The sequence below is a fragment of the Winogradskya consettensis genome, from assembly GCF_018332715.1.
In the GTDB taxonomy this organism is placed as follows: domain Bacteria; phylum Actinomycetota; class Actinomycetes; order Mycobacteriales; family Micromonosporaceae; genus Actinoplanes; species Actinoplanes consettensis.
The window spans coordinates 17,666-35,583 of the sequence record NZ_BOQP01000043.1 but is presented as its reverse complement, the minus strand read 5'-3'; the positions used below and the strand labels follow the sequence as shown (position 1 = coordinate 35,583).

15 protein-coding genes and 1 riboswitch are annotated in these 17,918 nt (G+C 69.6%); of the genes, 8 read left to right on the top strand and 7 right to left on the bottom strand.

Features of this window, described 5'->3' with window-relative positions; all coding sequences use genetic code 11:
• The first annotated feature begins 24 nt into the window (after positions 1–24).
• Complete coding sequence (locus tag Aco04nite_RS35130) at positions 25–861, top strand: alpha/beta fold hydrolase (RefSeq protein ID WP_213001546.1); 837 nt, start codon at positions 25–27, stop codon at positions 859–861.
• Here Aco04nite_RS35130 and Aco04nite_RS35125 read toward each other — a convergent pair.
• The 3 genes from Aco04nite_RS35125 to Aco04nite_RS35115 are packed head-to-tail and all read right to left on the bottom strand — an operon-like array spanning position 833 to position 3,965.
• Positions 833–1,522 (bottom strand): class F sortase, encoded by a 690-nt coding sequence (locus Aco04nite_RS35125; RefSeq protein WP_213001545.1) that lies wholly within the window; start codon positions 1,520–1,522, stop codon positions 833–835. The two genes, Aco04nite_RS35130 and Aco04nite_RS35125, sit on opposite strands and share 29 nt — an antisense overlap.
• Positions 1,523–1,524: 2 nt before the next feature.
• Entirely contained in the window at positions 1,525–2,409 is an 885-nt protein-coding gene (locus Aco04nite_RS35120) for a GVDTG sorting domain-containing protein (protein WP_213001544.1), read from the bottom strand.
• Positions 2,410–2,420: 11 nt separating this feature from the next.
• A complete protein-coding gene (locus Aco04nite_RS35115) occupies positions 2,421–3,965 on the bottom strand; it encodes a serine/threonine-protein kinase (RefSeq protein WP_244876519.1) in 1,545 nt (514 codons plus the stop codon).
• Between the two features lie 200 nt (positions 3,966–4,165).
• Between Aco04nite_RS35115 and Aco04nite_RS35110 the strand changes: the two genes are divergently transcribed.
• Both Aco04nite_RS35110 and Aco04nite_RS35105 read left to right on the top strand, forming a co-directional pair.
• Complete coding sequence (locus Aco04nite_RS35110; RefSeq protein WP_213001543.1) at positions 4,166–6,817, top strand: fibronectin type III domain-containing protein; 2,652 nt, start codon at positions 4,166–4,168, stop codon at positions 6,815–6,817.
• A 76-nt stretch (positions 6,818–6,893) separates the two neighbouring features.
• Positions 6,894–7,745, top strand: coding sequence for an alpha/beta fold hydrolase (locus Aco04nite_RS35105; protein WP_213001542.1), 852 nt, complete (start codon positions 6,894–6,896; stop codon positions 7,743–7,745).
• On the opposite strand, the gene Aco04nite_RS35100 is transcribed toward Aco04nite_RS35105, so the two are convergent.
• Positions 7,708–8,553, bottom strand: coding sequence for a helix-turn-helix transcriptional regulator (locus tag Aco04nite_RS35100; protein WP_213001541.1), 846 nt, complete (start codon positions 8,551–8,553; stop codon positions 7,708–7,710). The genes Aco04nite_RS35105 and Aco04nite_RS35100 overlap by 38 nt on opposite strands.
• A 113-nt stretch (positions 8,554–8,666) precedes the next feature.
• Here Aco04nite_RS35100 and Aco04nite_RS35095 point away from each other — a divergent pair, with 113 nt between their 5' ends.
• The 3 genes from Aco04nite_RS35095 (at position 8,667) to Aco04nite_RS35085 (ending at position 11,604) form a co-directional block, all read left to right on the top strand.
• Positions 8,667–9,197 (top strand): YbhB/YbcL family Raf kinase inhibitor-like protein, encoded by a 531-nt coding sequence (locus Aco04nite_RS35095; protein WP_213001540.1) that lies wholly within the window; start codon positions 8,667–8,669, stop codon positions 9,195–9,197.
• Between the two features lie 124 nt (positions 9,198–9,321).
• Positions 9,322–10,869, top strand: a complete 1,548-nt coding sequence (locus Aco04nite_RS35090) for an FAD-dependent oxidoreductase (protein ID WP_213001539.1) — start codon at positions 9,322–9,324, stop codon at positions 10,867–10,869.
• A 129-nt stretch (positions 10,870–10,998) separates the two neighbouring features.
• Positions 10,999–11,604 carry a thymidine kinase gene (locus Aco04nite_RS35085; protein ID WP_244876518.1) on the top strand — a complete coding sequence of 202 codons (606 nt, stop codon included), beginning with the start codon at positions 10,999–11,001 and terminating at the stop codon, positions 11,602–11,604.
• A 12-nt stretch (positions 11,605–11,616) separates the two neighbouring features.
• On the opposite strand, the gene Aco04nite_RS35080 is transcribed toward Aco04nite_RS35085, so the two are convergent.
• Positions 11,617–12,411 carry a DUF1206 domain-containing protein gene (locus tag Aco04nite_RS35080; RefSeq protein ID WP_213001538.1) on the bottom strand — a complete coding sequence of 265 codons (795 nt, stop codon included), beginning with the start codon at positions 12,409–12,411 and terminating at the stop codon, positions 11,617–11,619.
• A 36-nt stretch (positions 12,412–12,447) separates the two neighbouring features.
• Positions 12,448–13,548, bottom strand: coding sequence for an NADAR family protein (locus tag Aco04nite_RS35075; RefSeq protein ID WP_213001537.1), 1,101 nt, complete (start codon positions 13,546–13,548; stop codon positions 12,448–12,450).
• 40 nt (positions 13,549–13,588) lie between these two features.
• Here Aco04nite_RS35075 and Aco04nite_RS35070 point away from each other — a divergent pair, with 40 nt between their 5' ends.
• Positions 13,589–14,809 carry a phosphodiester glycosidase family protein gene (locus Aco04nite_RS35070; RefSeq protein WP_213001720.1) on the top strand — a complete coding sequence of 407 codons (1,221 nt, stop codon included), beginning with the start codon at positions 13,589–13,591 and terminating at the stop codon, positions 14,807–14,809.
• 20 nt (positions 14,810–14,829) lie between these two features.
• Positions 14,830–14,915, top strand: a riboswitch (ZMP/ZTP riboswitch).
• 29 nt (positions 14,916–14,944) lie between these two features.
• Entirely contained in the window at positions 14,945–15,925 is a 981-nt protein-coding gene (locus Aco04nite_RS35065; RefSeq protein WP_213001536.1) for a hypothetical protein, read from the top strand.
• Between the two features lie 9 nt (positions 15,926–15,934).
• Here the strand turns inward: Aco04nite_RS35065 and Aco04nite_RS35060 are convergent, their stop codons facing one another.
• Positions 15,935–17,917, bottom strand: coding sequence for a hypothetical protein (locus Aco04nite_RS35060; protein ID WP_213001535.1), 1,983 nt, complete (start codon positions 17,915–17,917; stop codon positions 15,935–15,937).
• Position 17,918: the final 1 nt, after the last annotated feature.

Below are 17,918 nucleotides of genomic sequence, written 5' to 3'. Positions count from 1 at the left end.
ACATCGTCTACCGATCGGAACATCATGCGCACGTCCCACTTCGAGTTCGAAGGCGTCCGGCAGGTCTACCACGTCGCCGGTCACGGCCCGGTCTGTGTCGCGCACTCGGGCGGCCCCGGCATCGACTACGCCTACCTGCGCTCACCCGAGCTCGAACAGCACTTCACGATGGTCTACCTCGAACCCGTCGGCACGGGCGGTTCCGGTCGGCTGCCGGCCTACACCCTTGACACGTACGCCCGATTCCTCGCCGCCGTGGTCGACCATCTCGGCGAACCCCGCGTGTACGTGCTCGGCCACTCCCACGGCGGGTTCGTCGCCCAGCGTTACGCCCTCGACCACCCGTCGCGCGTCGCGGGCCTCGCCCTCTACGACACGTCACCGGTGACCGGCGCGGAGTTCTGGGCCGCCGCGATGGAGGGGCTGGCCGCGTACCCTGCCCGGTATCCGTCCGAGCCGGAGGCCGCGGAGGTGCCCGCCGCCCTGCAACGGGCGACGGGCGCGATCGATGACGACGAGTTCAGCGCGGGGTTGCAGGCCGCACTACCGGTCTACTTCGCCGACTTCTGGAACCGGCGCAAGGAGTTCGAGCCGTTCCGTCTGGCCGTGCGGGCGTGGGCCCGGCCGACAGATCCGGACGACCCGTTCGATGTCCGGGACCGGCTCGGCGAGATCACCGTCCCGACCGTGGTGATCGTCGGCGCGCACGACTTCATCTGCGGGCCACAATGGGCTTCCATGCTGCACGAGGGCATTGCCGGCTCGCGCCTGGTGACGCTCGAGGACAGCGGCCACTTCGGCCACCTCGAACAGCCCGCGGAGTTCGTACGCGCTATGACGTCGCTGGGTGCGCCATCGTGAGCGTCGCGTACACCACGATGTTGTCCTCGTAGTGACCCGCCGTGCTGTCGAAGTCACCACCGCAGGTGATCAGGCGTAGCCCGGCATAGTTGATGGCTCCGTAGACGGCATCCGAGGGAAACTTGTCCTTCGGATACCGCTCCACCTTCGTCACGGCGAACATCGCCATGCTGCCGTCCTCGCGCTCCACGGTCACCGTGTCATGGGACTTCAGGGTGGACAGCCGGGCGAACGTACCCGGCCGCTTCTTGAAGTCGACATGCCCGGCCAGCACCGCGGGGCCGAGGGCGCCGGGCGTCGGCGCCTTCGTGTACCACCCGACCGTCTTCGCGTCCCCCGGCACCGCCATGCTGCCATCCGCCTGCTGACCCAGCCCGATCACCGACACGGACACGTTCAGCGCCGGAATCGACACCCGCGTCGGCGCCGCCGTACTCATCAACGGCCCGGTGGTCAGCACGCCGGTCCCTGCCGCCCCGCCCGTCGTCGCGGCGGCAGCTGCCGAGCCGCCCGGCTGTGCCGTTGCCGTGCCGCTCACTGTGGGGGCGGCGGCGATCCGTGGCTCGGCCGGCCGCGCTTCCGACCTGCCGCGGACGATCGCGGTCACGCCGGCGATGGTGCAGAGCAGGACCAGGGCCGAGAGCAGATAGCGCCGCACCATGATCAGCGCTCGTCGTTGATTCGGTTGCGTGCGCTGGAGTTGTGTGCAATTAAATTGCGCACAACTTTGTTGTGCACAACAAAATTGTGCACAACCGAATCGGCGAAGATCCGCCGGCGGCCGAGGAACGCGGCGCCGAGCAGGGCAGCGCCGAGCAGCGCGATGCCGAGGGCATACATCCCACTGCCGTCGTTGCGGGTGCTGCCGTCACCGGTGGCGACCCCGCCGACCGGGACCGACCCGGCCGCGGCGCCGGAGACCATGCCGCAGGTGGCGGGGTCGGTGGCTTCCTCGGGGATGCCGGTCAGGCCGGCGGACTTGGCGAGCGTGGATTCGCCGAGGCCGTCCATGTCGTACTTGGCGTTGTTGTTCGCGTCGATGCCGTGCTCGACGATGTGCAGGTCCTTGAGGTGGGCGATGGTGCCGTCGGGCAGATCGGCGGCGGGGATGGTGCGGTTGTAGGCGAGGTTGCCCTTGGCGTCCGAGAGCGGCATCCGGTCGACCGCGAGGCCGCTGGCCTTGGAGGTGTCGCCCTTGGTGGTCAGCGAGACGAAGATGTCGCCGTAGACGGGCATGCCCTCCTCGGTGCTGACGTAGCCGTTGCCGTCGGTGTCGGCGGACATGTCGGGGCAGTGGAAGTCCATGCCGCCGGTGGAGCCGTGCAGGTGCTGGGCGTGCGGGGAGTTCGGGACCAGGCCCTGGGAGCGGATGGATATCTTCAGGTCGCCGCGGTCGGTGGCGGTCAGAGTGGCCGTGCCCGACGCGCCGGAGTTGTTCAGCGGGTCGAGCTGGACGTGCACGCTCTCGTCGGCGTGGGCCGCGGTCGGGACGGCGAACAGCAGTGCCATCGCTGCGGGCACGGCCAGCAGGGTCCGGGACGGTTTCACGGGGGTTCTCCTTATTGTTTGCGAGGGCCGGGGCCGGGGACGGCCCACGGTGACGCGGAGTTGGTGGGGTCGCGGAAGCCGTCCAGGAAGGTGCGCTGGGTGCTGAGGCCGGCATTCCAGTCCTGGTCGCGGGTGGTCCAGGTCAGTTCGAACTTCCGCGCGACCAGCACTTTGTGGCTGTGCAGGCGAGGCCCGCCCGGTGGTTGCCACGAGAACTCCCAGTCGGCTCCGCCGCCGGTCACGAGCAACACACCCATAGAGATCCTTTGGTACGCCGTGAGCGCACTCGCCGCTTCCGCCGTCTCCCAGTACCGCAACGGGTCGCCGGTCACGGGCGGGATGCTGCGTACGGTGAAGGTGCGGGCGCCGTCCGGGTCGCTGAAGCAGACGGTGCCGTCGGGCGTGCTGGTGCGGGTCCAGCCCTGGGGGATCGGGACCTGGAAACCGGTGGTGGACGCGGGTCTCCCGGTTGCCGTCATCGCCGCGCAGCTCACGAGCGCGACGCTCGGGGCGCCGGCCGCTGCTTCGGCGGAGGTGGAGGCGGAGGCGGAGATGGAGGTGGAAGCGGAGTCGGGGGCGGGATCGGCGGGCTCCGTGCGTACCGAGAAAGTGATTGCGGCGGCGACGGCCAGGACCGAACCGACCGCCGCGACGACGACCTTGGTCCGCTTGGGGGTGGCGCGTTTTTCCACAGCGACCGCGGGGAGCGGGAGCGGGACGGCGACGATGCCGATTGCCCGCTCGCTCAGCTTCTGCAGGGCGGCCCGGGTCGCCTTGGTGCCGGGACGCTTCGCGGAGTCGCGGGTGAGCAGGCCGGCGATGACCGGGTGCAGGGGACCGGGGCGGGTCGTGGGGTCGGGGTCGTCGGTGAGCAGCGCCGCGAGGGCTTCCTTGACGCTCGGCCGGCTGAACGGCGGCCGGCCCTCGACCGCGGCGTAGAGCGTCGCGCCCAGCGACCACAGATCCGATTTCACGCCCGCCCTGCCGTTACGGACCCGTTCCGGCGCGACGTAGTTGGGGGAGCCGAGCATCGGCCCCTTCTCCTGGGTCGCGTCCATGGCCAGCCCGAAGTCGGTGAGCACCACCCGGTCGTCATCGGCGATCAGGACGTTGTGCGGCTTCACGTCGAGGTGCAGCAGCCCGGCGTCGTGCGCCGCGGTGAGCGCGTCGAGCACGGCGAGGCCGACGCGGGCCGCCTCGCGATGGGTCAGCGGGCCGTCGCGGGTCACGACCTCGTGCAGCGAGCGCGACGGCACGTACTCCATGACGATCCACGACCGCCCGGTCGCCCGGACCACGTCGAAGACGCGTACGACGTTCGGATGGTCGAGCCGGGCAGCGGCCGCCGCCTCCTGCTCGACCTGGACCCGGGCCTCCTGCCGGTCGCCACCCGCGAACAGCTCCTTCACGGCCACCACGCGGTCGAGCAGCTCGTCGTGCGCCCGCCAGATCCGTCCCATCCCGCCCGTGCCCACCACCGCGATCAGCCGATAGCGCCCGGCCACGGTCATCGGCCCGGGCCCGAACGCCACCCCGATCTCGCTCCTGGTCGCCACCGTCTCCGCACCGCCCCATCCGTCACCCGGACACCAACGGAAGCGATTCGAACCAGATTCACCATCGGCTTGGTACGGATCGAAAGTGGTGGCTTTCCTGCTGCTCTATCTGCCGTTTAGGGCAAATACAGTCTTTAGTCCTATATTTTGGACAAACCTGCCGTGCGGTAACGGCGTGATCTTTCTCGGGGGATGTCCGAATGGTGAGGTTCAAACGACCGCGCTCCACGCTGAGCACCAGAATCCCGGCCTGGTCGGGCGTCCTGGCCGCCGCGGTCCTGGCGGTAGGCATCGGCGCGGGCACCCCGGCCGCTGCCGCCCCCGCATCCGGCGCGGCCTCTCCCACCGCTGCCAAGCCGGCCGCTGTCACCAAGCCGGCCGCTGTCACCAAGCCGGTCGCCGCTGCTAAGCCGGTTGCCGCTGCTAAGCCGGCCGTCACCGCCAAGTCGGTGCGGGCGCAGAAGTTCGCCAAGGCGACCGCGCTGTGCCTGGTGGCCCGGTCGACGTGTGGCGACACGCCGACGCTGACGTTCGCCGTCTTCGACACCGAGATCGAGGATCACCGGGCGACCGTCTTCACGTTCTACCTGAACCGTTCCTTGACGCAGGATGCCGCGACCGATCTGGGCTTCGTGTTCGCCCTGCCGACCGGCCTGGAGATCGAGGACTACAACAACACCCTCACCTGCGACGGCACGGTGAGCGCCGGCCGGGGTGACTCCACGATCGAGCTGAGCGCGGCGACGATCATCGCGGGCAACACGGGATGCCACTTCTCGGTGCTGGTGACCGGTACGCAGTCGGGGACCTACCCGCTCGACGGGGACAACATCACCGTGACCACCAATGTCCACAACGTCGCCGGTTCGGCCACGTTGAAGGTCGTGCCGACGTTGCCGACGCTGTTCGCGATCTTCTCGCAGTCCTCGATCGATGTGCTCTCCACCTCGACGCTGAAGCTGTACCTCGAGCGGACCGATGACAATCCCACCGCGACGGCCACCGGCCTCGGCTACACGGTCAACCTGCCGTCGGGCCTGGAGGTCGGCCCGGACAGCGTGGTCTCGAATTCCTGCGACGGGACGGCCACGGCCGCCCCGGGTGCCACTTCCGTCGTGTTGTCCGGTGCGACGCTGGGGGCCGGCAACGACGGCTGCCGGCTGAGCGTCTCGATCAAGGCCACCACGAGCGGCGACCATGTCCTCGACGGCTCGAACGTCATCCCGCTGCCCACCGTCGACCTGGCACTCGGCAACGGATGTCTCGATTCCGTCGGTGGCATCGCCGGTGAACCCGCCTGTCTGCCCACCCTGACCGCCGCCAAGCTCGAGCAGACCGTGACGTTCGCGCAGCCGGCCGACCTGACCGTCGGCGGCCCCGCCACCCTGACCGCGTCGGCGAGCTCCGAGCTGCCCGTCACGTTCACGTCCGGCACGACAGGCGTGTGCACCGTCAGCGGCACCACGGTGACCCCGGTCGCCGCAGGCACCTGCACGGTCACCGCGGCCCAGGCCGGCAGCACCGTCTACCTTGCCGCCACTCCCGTGCCGAGGTCGTTCGGCGTCACCGCGGCCAACCCGCCCGTGCTGCAGAACCAGACGGTCTCGTTCACACCGCCCACGTCGGTCGCGCTCAGCGCTGGCACGCTGGCCGTCTCCGCGACCGCCACCTCGGGCCTCACGGTCACCTTCCAGACCGCGACCCCCTCGGTGTGCGCGGTCACCGGCACGACGGTCACGCTGCTCACCGCCGGGACCTGCACGATCCAGGCCAATCAGTACGGCAACGGCACGTACGCCTCCGCGACCCCGGTCCTGCGCGACATCGCCGTCGCCACGGCCGCGCAGACGATCACCTTCGCCCAGCCCGCGGCCGCGGAGCTGGCGGACGGGAAGGTGTCCCTGAAGGCGACCGCCTCCTCGGGGCTGCCGGTCGCCTTCCAGAGCAGCACTCCCACGGTCTGCACGGCTGACGGCGCCGCGGCGACACTGCTCACGGCGGGCACCTGCACGATCGCGGCGACCCAGCCCGGCAACACCCAGTACGCCGCCGCCGCGACCGTGACCCGCTCGTTCACGGTCGTCGCCACGATCCCGCCGCCCGCTGCCCCGCGCCGGGTGACGGCAACGGCCGGCGTCTCGTCGATCACGGCCTCCTGGGACGCGCCGGCGGACAGCATCGGTATCACCGGCTACCGCGCGACTGCTTCGCCCGGCCCGGCGACCTGCACGACAACCGGCGAGACCACCTGCGTTCTGGGGGCAACGGCAGGCGTGGCGTACACGATCACGGTCGTGGCCATCAGCACGAGCGGTCCCGGCAACGCGTCCGGCGCCTCCAACGAGGCGACCCCCACCGCCCCGCAGCCGCCGGCGGCCCCGCCGGTCACCAACCTCGACCTGACCACCGACAAGGGCCTGATCAGTACGGCTGAGCCCGGCCAGGTCGTCGTCTTCATCGGTACGGGCTTCGCGCGCTACTCCACCGTCACGATCAGCATCTACTCCGAACCCACGGTCCTCGGCACCGTGGTGACCGACGGCAGGGGCGACTTCCGCAAGCCCGTCACCGTCCCGCCGGGTCTCGAAGCGGGCGCCCACACGGCGGTCGCCCAGGGTGTCGCCCCGGACGGCTCCCCGCGCGCGATGAACCTGGCCATCAAGGTCGCCGCAGCGTCGTCCGGCGATGACGACGACCCGGACACCGGTTCCGACCCGGACGCCGGAGATGGTGGCGAGCTCCCGACGACAGGTTCGGACGTCAGCGCCGTGCTGTTGACCGGTCTCGCCAGCCTGGTGACGGGCGCCGGCCTGTTCATGGCGGGCCGGCCGCGTCGGCGTACCCACATCTGATCGGTCTGTGAGGGCGGCGCCGGAAGCTTCCGGCGCCGCTTTCGCCTATCCGGGCTGTGACGGGGTAGTCGCGGGCATGCGACTGTCACGGACGGCCCGGATGAGCCCCGCCGAGGAGCGCCTGACGCGCGCCGCTCCCCGCCCGTCCGACGGGTTCACCAGCGAGACGGTGACTGCCCGTGGCCTGCGTCTGCACATCCGTCGCCGCGGCGTCCCGCCCCCCACCGAACCGGCCTGGGTGCTGCTGCACGGCCTGGCGGTGTCGCACCGCTATCTGATGCCGACCGCGGTTGCGCTGCCCGGCGCGGTGTTCGTCCCCGACCTGCCCGGCTTCGGTCTCTCCGAGAAGACCCCGCGGGTCCTCACCACCGGCCAGCACGCCGACGTGCTCGCCGCCTGGATGGACACCACCGGCATCACCACCGCGAAAATCATCGCCAACTCGTACGGCTGCCAGATCGCCGTCGAACTCGCGATCCGCCGCCCTGACCTGACCGCTGCCCTCATCCTCGTCGGCCCCACCGTCGACCCGGCCGCGCCCACGTCAGCCGCCCAGATCCGCCGCTGGTCACGCGATCTGCTCAGCGAGGACCCGAAGCAGATCCCCGCGATGCTGACCGATTTCCGCGAGGCCGGAATGCGGCGCGTCCTGCGTACCCTCAAAGATGCCGTCACCCACCGCATGGCCCGCCGGATTCCCCTGGTTTCCGCGCCGATCCTGGTCCTGCGCGGTCAGCATGACCCCATCGCCCCGGCCTCCTGGGTCGAGCAGGCGGCGGCGCTGGCACGCTGCGGAAGCGCCGGCGAGATCCCCGGCTCGGCCCACAACGCGGTGACCACCGGTGGCACCCGGGTCGCCGCGCTCGCTGTCGCTTTCGCCGGCAGTGGTTTCAGTTCACCGCGCGTAGTCCGTGGTCCTGGAAGATGAGGGAGCGCAAGGCGTTCTCGGCGGCCGAGTCCGCGGGGGTGATGACGGACAGGCGCTGGTCGGAGCCGTCCTGGACGGCCAGGACGTCGTAGCGCACGGTCATCACTCCGGCGGTCGGGTGCAGGACGCGTTTGGTGCCGTTCGTACGTTCCTGCACGGTCTGGTCGTCCCACCAGGCGGCGAAATCGGTACTCGACCGGCGGAGATCGCTGACCAGGGCCTTGAGCCGGGGATCGTCGGGGTGCCTGGTCAGGTTGGCGCGCAGGTTACCGACGTGCTCGCGGGCGATGCGGGTCCAGTCAAGCTGGAAGTCGCGGGCGCCGGGGTCGAGGAAGAGGGGTTCCGCCGTGTTGGTCCCGACGGCGAAGCCGGGTCCGAACAGGGCCACCGCGCCCGCGTTGTGCGCGAGGACGTCGAACCGGAAGTCCAGGATCCAGGCCGGGGTCGTCGGCATGCTGTGCAGCATCGTCCGCAACGACTCGCTCGCCGGCGCGGGCACATGCCGGGGTGGTGGGGCCTCGCCCCGGGCGATCAGGTGCAGATGGTGCCGTTCGGCCTCCGACAGCTTCAGGGCCTGGGCCACCGCATCCAGGACAGCGGTTCCGGGTACGCCGACCCGGCCCTGTTCCAGCCGGATGTACCAGTCGATGCTGACAGCGGCGAGCTGCGCGACCTCCTGGCGCCGCAGGCCGGGCGTCCGGCGCCGGCTCAGCTCCGGCAGCCCGACGTCTTCCGGGTGCACGCGGGCGCGCATCGCCCGCAGGAACGCGGACAGCTCGGGCCGGTTCATGGCTCTGGGCGCTGGCACCGTCCCAGTTTGCTACGGCGGCGCGCCGTGCGTCGACCGTTGAGGGTGGCACTCCGGGCACCAGGATGCGGAGGATCTCCCTGCCCGTCGTCGCAGGTCGCAGGCTGTTGACCATGACTACTGCCACCAACGACCCGTTCGCCCGTCTCCCGCAGGTCCCGGCCTTCGAGGTCACGAGCGCCGCGGCCACCGACGGCCACCCGCTGCCCCTCGCCCAGATGTCCGGCGCGTTCGGCATCCCCGGCGGCCAGGACATCTCCCCCGACCTGACCTGGTCCGGCGCACCCGAGGGCACCAGGAGCTACGCGGTGACGGTCTACGACCCCGACGCCCCCACGATGTCGGGCTTCTGGCACTGGGCCGTCGCCGACATCCCGGCCACCGTGACCACCCTGCCCGCAGGAGCCGAGCTTCCGGCCGGCGCCATCCAGCTGAAGAACGACGCCGGCCTGCCGCAGTTCATCGGCGCCGCCCCGCCCGCCGGTCACGGCCCGCACCGCTACTTCATCACCGTGCACGCCCTCGACGTCGAGAACATCGGCGTCCCGGCCGAGGGCACCCCGGCCTTCCTCGGCTTCACCATCGCCGGCCACATCCTCGCCCGCGCCACCATCGTGGCCACCGCCGAAACCCCGGCCGCCTGATCTCGGGCCGGTCCGGTTCCCGCGCGGACCGGACCGGCCTCCGTGACCCGAGGGTGGGGATCTCGGGGTCGGATGCGGTCGGACGACGGATGACGGGGGGTTGATCGTCGGGGACGATGGGGCGGTGACCGGGGAAGCGGCGAATCCTGTTTTTTCTGATGGCCAACTTGCTGCTCTGCAGGGGTACGGGCGGCGACGGACGGTGGCGGCGGGGGAGGTTGTCTACTCGCCGGATGACGCTCACAACGATCTCGTCGTGGTGCTGGACGGCGAGGTGGACGTCCGGGATGAGTCGCAGGGGCATGATGTCGAGTTCGCGCGGTTCGGGGCGCGGATGTTCGTCGGGGAGCTCAACCTGCTGACCGGGCAGCGGCCTTTTGTGACTGCGCGGGCCGCGGTTGACGGGACGGTGCTGGCGATCACGGTCAGCCGGTTGCGGGAGTTGCTGGAGCGGGAGACCGACCTGGCCGATCTGCTCGTTGCCGCGATGATCGCGCGGCGGCGGTTGCGGTTGGCGGATGGGCCGCAGCGGGCGCCGATCGAGGTCATCGGTGCGGGGATGTCGGAGCGGACGCTGGCTCTGCGCACGTTTCTGAACCGGAATTCCGTGCCCTATCGGTATCTTCCTTTTGACGGGCGGGCGGAACCGGTTGATCTGCCGGTGGTGATCACGCCGGACCGGGTTCTGAAGAATGCGACTCCGGGCCAGTTGGCCGAGGCGCTCGGGTTGGCGCATGAGGCGGGCGATGACCGGCTCTACGACGTTGCTGTGGTCGGGGCGGGGCCGGCGGGCCTGGCTTGCGCGGTGTACGGCGCTTCCGAGGGTCTGCAGGTCGCCGTTTTTGACGAGACCGCGCCGGGCGGGCAGGCCGGGTCCAGCTCGCGTATCGAGAACTATCTCGGGTTTCCGGACGGCATTTCCGGAGCGGAGCTGACGACACGGGCGACGTTTCAGGCGCAGCGGTTCGGGGCTCGGCTGAACAGCCCTTGCCGGATTGACGGGATTGCCCGGTCGGATGCGGGGTTCACCGTTCGGCTTGCTGACGGGACTGAGCTTTCCACGCGTACGGTTGTCGTGGCCGGGGGTGCCCAATATCGGCGCCTGCCGTTGCCGGAATGGCCTCGGCTCGAAGGGGCGGGGATCTATTTCTCGGCGACCGAGCTGGAGGCGGGTCTCTGCGCGGACGCGCCGGCCCTGGTGCTCGGTGGCGGCAATTCGGCCGGTCAGGCCGCGCTTTACCTGGCCCGGCACTGCACCCGCGTCACCATTGTCATCCGCCGCGGCGACCTGGCCGAGACGATGTCGCAGTATCTGATCTCCCGGATCGAGGCCCATCCGCTCATCGACGTCGTGACGTCCACAGTGATCGAAGCAGTTTCCGGGGGCGATCATCTGGAGACGGTGACGCTTCGTGACAACAACACCCGGCAAAGTGTTGATGTGCCGGCCCGCGGGCTGTTCTGTTTCATCGGTGCGCGGCCCGCGACGGATTGGCTGCCCGCGGAGGTTCAGCGGGACAAAGACGGATTTCTCATCACTGATGTCGGCGTCGAAGCGGAACGGGTGCGGCTGCCGTACGAGACGTCGATGGACGGATTGTTCGCGGCGGGTGACGTGCGGCTCGGGTCGATGAAACGGGTCGCCGCCGCGGTCGGGGAGGGTCGTCGGTGATCCGGTCGGTGCATCAATATCTGGCCACCCGGACCGACCGGCCACCGCTGCCACCTGCATGAGTAGTATTCAGGCCGTTTGCCGTGGCACGTGCGTCCGGCTCCGGATCCTGAGAGGCGGCACCGTACGGTGGCTCAGCTGCACTATCGGCACGCGGCGATGAACAGTGGCAAGAGCACGATGGTGCTGCAGTACCGGCACACGTACGCCGCCTGCGGACGTAACGGGCTGCTGATGACCCGGCTGGACCGCGCGGGCACGGGGATAGTGTCGTCGCGGATCGGGCTGGCGGCGGACGCGCTGGAGATCGGCGCCGAGACCGACCTCACCGACCTGGTGCTGGACCGGCCCGGCAAGCGGGTCGACCACGTGATCGTCGACGAGGCGCAGTTCCTCTCCCCGGAGCAGGTCGACCAGCTTGCCGCGCTGGTGGACAACTACGACATCGACGTTTTCACGTTCGGGCTGCTGTCGGACTTCCGGGGGCTGCAGTTCCCCGGATCGGCGCGGCTGGTGGTGCTCGCCGACATCGTCGAGGCGCTGCAGGTCTATCCGATGTGCTGGTGCGGGCAGCCGGCCCGGATGAACGCCCGCGTCGTCGACGGGGAGATGGTCCGGGACGGCGACACCGTCGTGGTGGGCGACACCGACACGGGCGTGGGCTACGTCGTGCTGTGCCGGCGTCATCACCGGGCCGGTCAGCCGTACTCTCCGGCGCTGGCCAAGGCCGCCTGACGGCAGCGGAAGTCAGACCTTGCGGTAACGCGACTGCACGATCGAGAACAATCCGTACGCCGCGAAGCCCAGCGCGACAAGTGCCAGCAGCCACGGACCGTACGCCTGCCCGGCCAGCGCGTTCAGCGCGGCGTCCAGCCCGCGCGCCTTGTCCGGGTCGTACCGGATCGCGGCCACCACGAAGAGCAGTCCGGCTATCGCGTAGGCACCGCCCTTGGCGGCGTACCCGATGATGCCGAGACGCTGCGTGAGCCTGCGAATGTGGGCGCTCATCTCCCGCAGCTTCAGGTGTTTCTCGAATTTTCTCGTAATCCCGAAAACGACCAGCCCGATCCCGATGGCGGCGATCGCGACCCCGGCCAGCGCCACGACGAAACGGCCGCCACCCGAGGTCATCAGATCCTCGCTGGCCTGCTGCTGCATGTCGGCGCTGGACTTGTCCTTGCCGCGCAGCACCTTGATCCCGGACCAGCTCAGATAGCTGTAGAAAGCCGCCCGGCCCACTGAGATGATCCGTTCCTGACCGACCACTGCCTCGAGCAGCTGCCAGATCACCATGGCGATCAGCCCGACCACGATCAGCCCGATCAGAACCGTCCCGAACGGTTTCCCGGCAAGCCGGTGCAGGGCCCCGGACTGATCACCATCGGTGCCCGCGCCACTGAACGCGATCCGCACGATCAGCCACGCGAAAAGCAGATGGATCACGCCGTACCCCACGAGCCCGCCGCGGGTCAGATGTTCCAGCCAGGTGCTGTCAGCACCACGGGAAACCGCACCGCGGGCCCGAGAGGGAAAAGAAGCCATACCCCTGTTTTGACCGTACGCCACCCGCGCGAAACCTCACAGGAAGTCTGCCCGGTGCGCGACAACCTCCGACCTGACCAGCTCGAGAAGCCGCCCGAGCCAGTTGCGCCCATTGGCGCCACCGCTCCAATACGCGGACCCGGAGTTGTAGTCGATCCGGGCGTCGCCGGTGGACAGCAGGATCTCCGCAAACGCGGGGTTCTGCGTGAACTTGGCGAGCAGGACAGTGTGCATGGCGGCGGCCCGCAGCTTTGGCCAGTCCGGCCTGATCGGCGCTTTCCCCGCCGCCTGTTCGGCCTGAAAAGCAGTGCCTGCGGCGGCGATGGCGGCTCGCGCGGGCTCATCCGTGGTGGCGAGCGACCAGTACGCGTGCACCGCGCTGGCGTACACCTTGTCGCCGATCGTGATCGTCACCGGGCACTCGTTGCGCAGCCCCTGGATTCCGGGTGACGCGGGAAAATTCACCAGGGTCGACGCGAGCATGACCGTGGGGCTCTGCGCTTGCTCGGGCCCGTCCAGCGGCCGGTTCTCCCGCCATTTCCGGACCGACCGGTCGCGGTCGGCGAAATACTCGAACGCCTGGTCGCGCATCTGTTCGGTGACGACCTCGTCCCACGTGGTGCGTTCCCCGACCGGGGTGCACAGCACCCGCAGCGGCCCGTCCTTCGCGTCCATGTCACCGAGCGCATAGCGGCGAATGTGTGCCGGCATACCCAGATAGGCCACCCGGAGCGCCTCCCGATCGGCCTCCGCCCGGCTCGCCAGATAGGTGTCCAGCGCCATCGTGCAACGCTGCGTGGAATCGGGCCGCCCGTTCAGCTCGTCGATCTCATCAGCGACCTCCCCGAGCAACTCCTCGGCGTCGACGTACATCTGCGGCTCCTCGAACCGCCAGCCCGCCAGATGATGAGCAGACGCCTCAGCACCGGCCTCCAGGCTCGTGGCAACCCACCCGCTCGCCAGCTTCTCGCGAAGCCCGTCCAGATCCACCCACTCCCAGCAGGAGATCGCCCCGTCCGCAAAGACAAGCAGATCACTCAGAAAATACGTCCCACCATTGCGAATGAAGACATGCCGCCACGTCCCTTCGATCCGCTCCCCATCAACCACCCGATACGTTCTCTTCCCCAATGCCACCGGCGCATCGTAGGGGAGTCCGGATACTGGTCGCATGCGACTGATCGCCGCCGTTCTCGCTCCGGTGCTGGTGCTTGTCACGTACGCCACCCCGGCCGCGGCGTCCTCGATGGCACTTCCTCTCGGTGATCCGGACCTGCCGGAGCAGCGCACCATCGAGACTTTGGCCTCCGGAGTGACACTGACCCGGATCGTGCGCGGCGACACCCCCGCGCCCGCCGACCAGATCGGCTCCACCACGCGCGGCCCCTGGCGGATCAACGTGCTGACGATCGATCCGTACCTGTCCCGGATCCACCTGCGGGCCACTTACGGCCCGGACCTGGCCAGGACCGAGACCACCACCGATCTCGTACGCGCAGCCGGAGCACTCGCAGGGGTCAACGCCTCGTTCTTCACCTACACCGCCAGCGCCGATTACCCCGGTGACCCGGTGGGCCTCGGCCTCTACGACGGAAACCTGCTGAGCGAGCCGACGGGCGCCCCAGCCGAGACCGACATGCTCGTGGATTCGCGTCGCAACAAGGTGCTCATCGGCCGGCTGCTCTGGACCGGCGCCGTCCAGAACCGCCGCAGCCACGCGGCCCTGCCGATCGAGTTTCTCAACCACCCACCGGTGGTGCCCCAGGCCTGCCAGAACCTGACCGATCAGACCACATGTACGGCACCGGGTGACACGGTCCGCTTCACGCCCGAGTTCGCGGCGTCAACCCCGTCCGGCGCCGGCGTCGAGGTCGTGCTCGACGCCCACGGCTGCGTAGTGCGAACCGCCGCCACCCGGGGCACGACCCTCGACCGACGCCAATCGTCGCTGCAGGCCACCGGCGCTGACACGGCGGCGCTGCTCGCCCTGGCCCAGGGCTGCCTGCGGCAGACGTCGACCCTGACGGACGAGAACGGCACCCGCGTCCCGGTGACCCCGGACCTCCAGGGTGTCAACGGCCGTTACCGCCTGGTCGCCGACGGCGAGATCGCGGTCCCGGCGGGCTCCGACAGTTTCTTCGCCCGCAACCCCCGGACCATCGCGGGCACCACCCGCACCGGCGACATCATCCTGGCCACCATCGACGGCCGCCTCACCACCAGCGTTGGCACCACTCTCGACGAAACAGCAGCGGTCGCCAAGGCACTCGGCCTCCACGACGCCATCAACCTCGACGGCGGCGGCTCCACCGCCATGTCGGTCCGCGGAACTCTCATCAACCAACCCAGCAGCGGCCCCGAACGAGCGGTGGGCGACGCCCTCATCCTCACCGAGTGACACCACCGGCCGGTACGCTGCTCCCAGGCCGCTACTGGCGAAGGTGGAGCACCACCGGGGAACGGCCGTGTCATTCGTGTTGGCGCCGACCGCCTGGGCGCTTCCGGAGCAGACGTTTCTGCGATCGGAGGCACCATGGAACTGCGCTACGGCCTGAATCCACATCAGGAACCATCGACAGCAACGCCGATTGACCCGGCCCGCGTGCCCTTCCGCTTTGTGCACGGCAATCCGTCCTACATCAACGTTCTGGACGCCGCAGCGGCCTGGCAGCTGGTGAAGGAAGCCGCGAATGCCCTGGGCCGCCCCGCTGCGGCTTCCTTCAAGCACGTCTCACCGGCCGGGGCAGCGACGGCCGGCCCGATCGACACTGTCATGGCTGCCACCCACGGGCTGGATCCGGCGGCGACCGGCGCGGTGACCAGCGCTTACGTCCGGGCCCGGGACGCTGACCCGAAGAGTTCGTACGGTGACTTCATCGCTGTTTCCGAGCCTGTCGACGCGGAGCTCGCCGATCTGCTGCGCCGGGTGGTCTCGGACGGCATCGTCGCCCCGGGCTACGAGCCGGGGGTGATGGCCACGTTGTCGAGGAAAAAGGGCGGCCGCTTCCTCGTCGTGCAGGCGGATCCGGACTTCCAACCCCCACAGACAGAGACCCGCGAGGTGTACGGCCTGAGCCTCACCCAACCCCGCGACGACCTCCCGCTGACCCGCGATCTGGTGTCCGATCCCCGGCTCCCGGCCGGCGCCGTGGACGATCTGCTCCTCGGACTCATCGTCGTCAAGCACACCCAGTCGAACTCCGTGGCGTACCTGCGCGATGGGATGACCCTGGGGATCGGCGCCGGTCAGCAGTCACGGGTGGACTGCACCCAGGTTGCCGGGGCGAAAGTTGACACCTGGTGGCGTCGGCGCGATCCGGGCGTGCTGGACGGCGTTGCCTTTGTCTCCGACGGCGCGTTGCCGTTCGCCGACAATGTCGAGGAGGCGGCACGGCACGGTGTCCGGTATATCGCTGAGCCCGGCGGCTCGATCCGGTCCGCTGACGTGCTTGCCGAGTGTCAGCGGACCGGCATTACCTTGGTACGTACGGGAGTTCGTCTGTTCCGGCATTGATCCGTGGGGTCAGCGGCGGACCTTTACCGCGGCGCTGGTGGAGCGGCCGTCGACGTGGCCGTGCCGCACAGCGATCACCGTGACCGTGAGTTTCTTGTCGCGCATCGTGGACTTCAACTTCAGCGATTTGCCGGTTGCGCCCTTGATGAGTTTGCCGTTGAGGCGCCATTCGTACTTGTAGGTCGTGGGTTTCGGGGACCACGTGCCGGGCGTTGCGGTGACCGTTCGGGCTGCTTTGGGCGTACCCGTAATCTTGGGCTTTGTGGTGGCCTTGGCGGCAGGACCTTTGACCACGGCAGGGGTCGCGGCCGAAACGGTGCTGGTGGTGGTGTTGCCGGATCGGGAGGCGGTCACCGTGACGGTGAGCCGCTTGCCGACCTGCGAAGCAGGGATCGTGTACGACGAGCCGGTCGCGCCCGCGATGGCAGAGCCGTTGGACTTCCACTGGTACTTCACCGACGTCGCCGCCGGTGTCCAGGTGCCGGCCGTGGCGGTGAGTTTGGCGCCTACCTTGGCGCTGCCGGTGATCGCGGGTGCCTTGGTGACGCGCAGGGCGGGCGCCGGGTCGATGATGATCGTGTATCGGCCGGCGAGCTCGCCCGTGGCGGCGGAGTGGAGGACGATGTCGGCCAGGCCGGGCTTCGCGGTGGTCAGGTCGGCGGTGAAGGTCAGCGTGGTCAGGTCCGCGGAGACCGACTTGATCGTTGTGGGTGTCGATGAACCGCCGGGCAGCTGGACGGTGATCTTGTCCTGCGCGGTCAGTTCGGTGCCGGTCAGGGTGATCGTCCGGGGCGCGCCGGCCTGCACCGCGTGGGGGCTGAACGAGGTGAGTGTGCCGGTGCGCGGCGCCACGGTGAACGTGTGGCCGGCGGTGAGTTCCGAGCGGGTGCCGTTCGCGGTGAGGCTGCGGACCGACAATGTGTACGCGCCCATGGCGGGCGGCGTCCAGTGGAGCGTTCCCGTGCCGTCCGGGTTCGCGGCCAGGGTGGTTGTCGCGCCGCCGAAGCTGTACTCGTACGCGGTCGTGCCGCCGAGGCGTGGGGTGAAGGTGAACGTTCCGGGGGCAGAGCGGGCGGCGCTGTCCAGCGGGAATTCCGCGGAGGTGACGATCGGGCGGTCCGAGGCCGTCCAGGTGCGGACGCGGCTCCCGGTGCGTGCCCCGCTCGCGTTGACGGCGTGGATGACGACGCTGTGCTGGCCGCGCTTGGACACCGTGTACTGGAACGAGGCGCTGCCGTCCGGGCCGGCGCTCACGACCTGCTGGGTCGACGGGGTGTTGTCGAGGACCGCCGTGTATTGCGTGACGCCCGGCATCGGCGACAGGGCCCGGAACGTCATCGCCATGTTGAGGCCGTAGCCGCCGCTCTGGGTGATGACGGGGTCGGCGCCGTTGACCGAGAGGTAGGGGTAACGGGGCTCGGACAGCGTGCCGTCGGCGGTGCGGCTCCGGATGGACAGGGTGCGGATGTCCGGGTGCGGGATCATCCACGCGTGGTCGGCGGTGCCGTCGGCGCGGGCGGGGACGGTGAACTCGGTCAGACCCTCGGCCTGGAACACGTACGCCGTGACGCCCGGCCGCCGGGGCGCCAGGTGATAGGTCAGCGTCGCACCGACGAGCACCGGGTCGTCCTCCGCGGTCATGCCGCCGGTGACGAGGGGGCCGTTGTCGACGCGGAACTCGTACTCGGTCGTCCCGGAACGGGTGCCGTCGTGCTCGACGCCGAGCACGGACAGGGTCTGCCAGCCGGGTCGGGCCGGGGCGATCATCGTCGTTCCCCAGCCGGTCGCGTCGGCCGGCGTCGTCCCGGACGGGCCGTCGCCGTCGATCGACCAGACGAACGATTCCGTGTCGTCGTCCCGGGACGAGAACCTGAATTCGCCGGGTACGCCGACATTGAACTCGAGGTCCGTCTCGCCCCGCCCGTAGTCGGCGAAAACCGATGGGCCCACGACATCCGCGTCGGCGACACCCGGCGCGGAGTAGATACCCAAA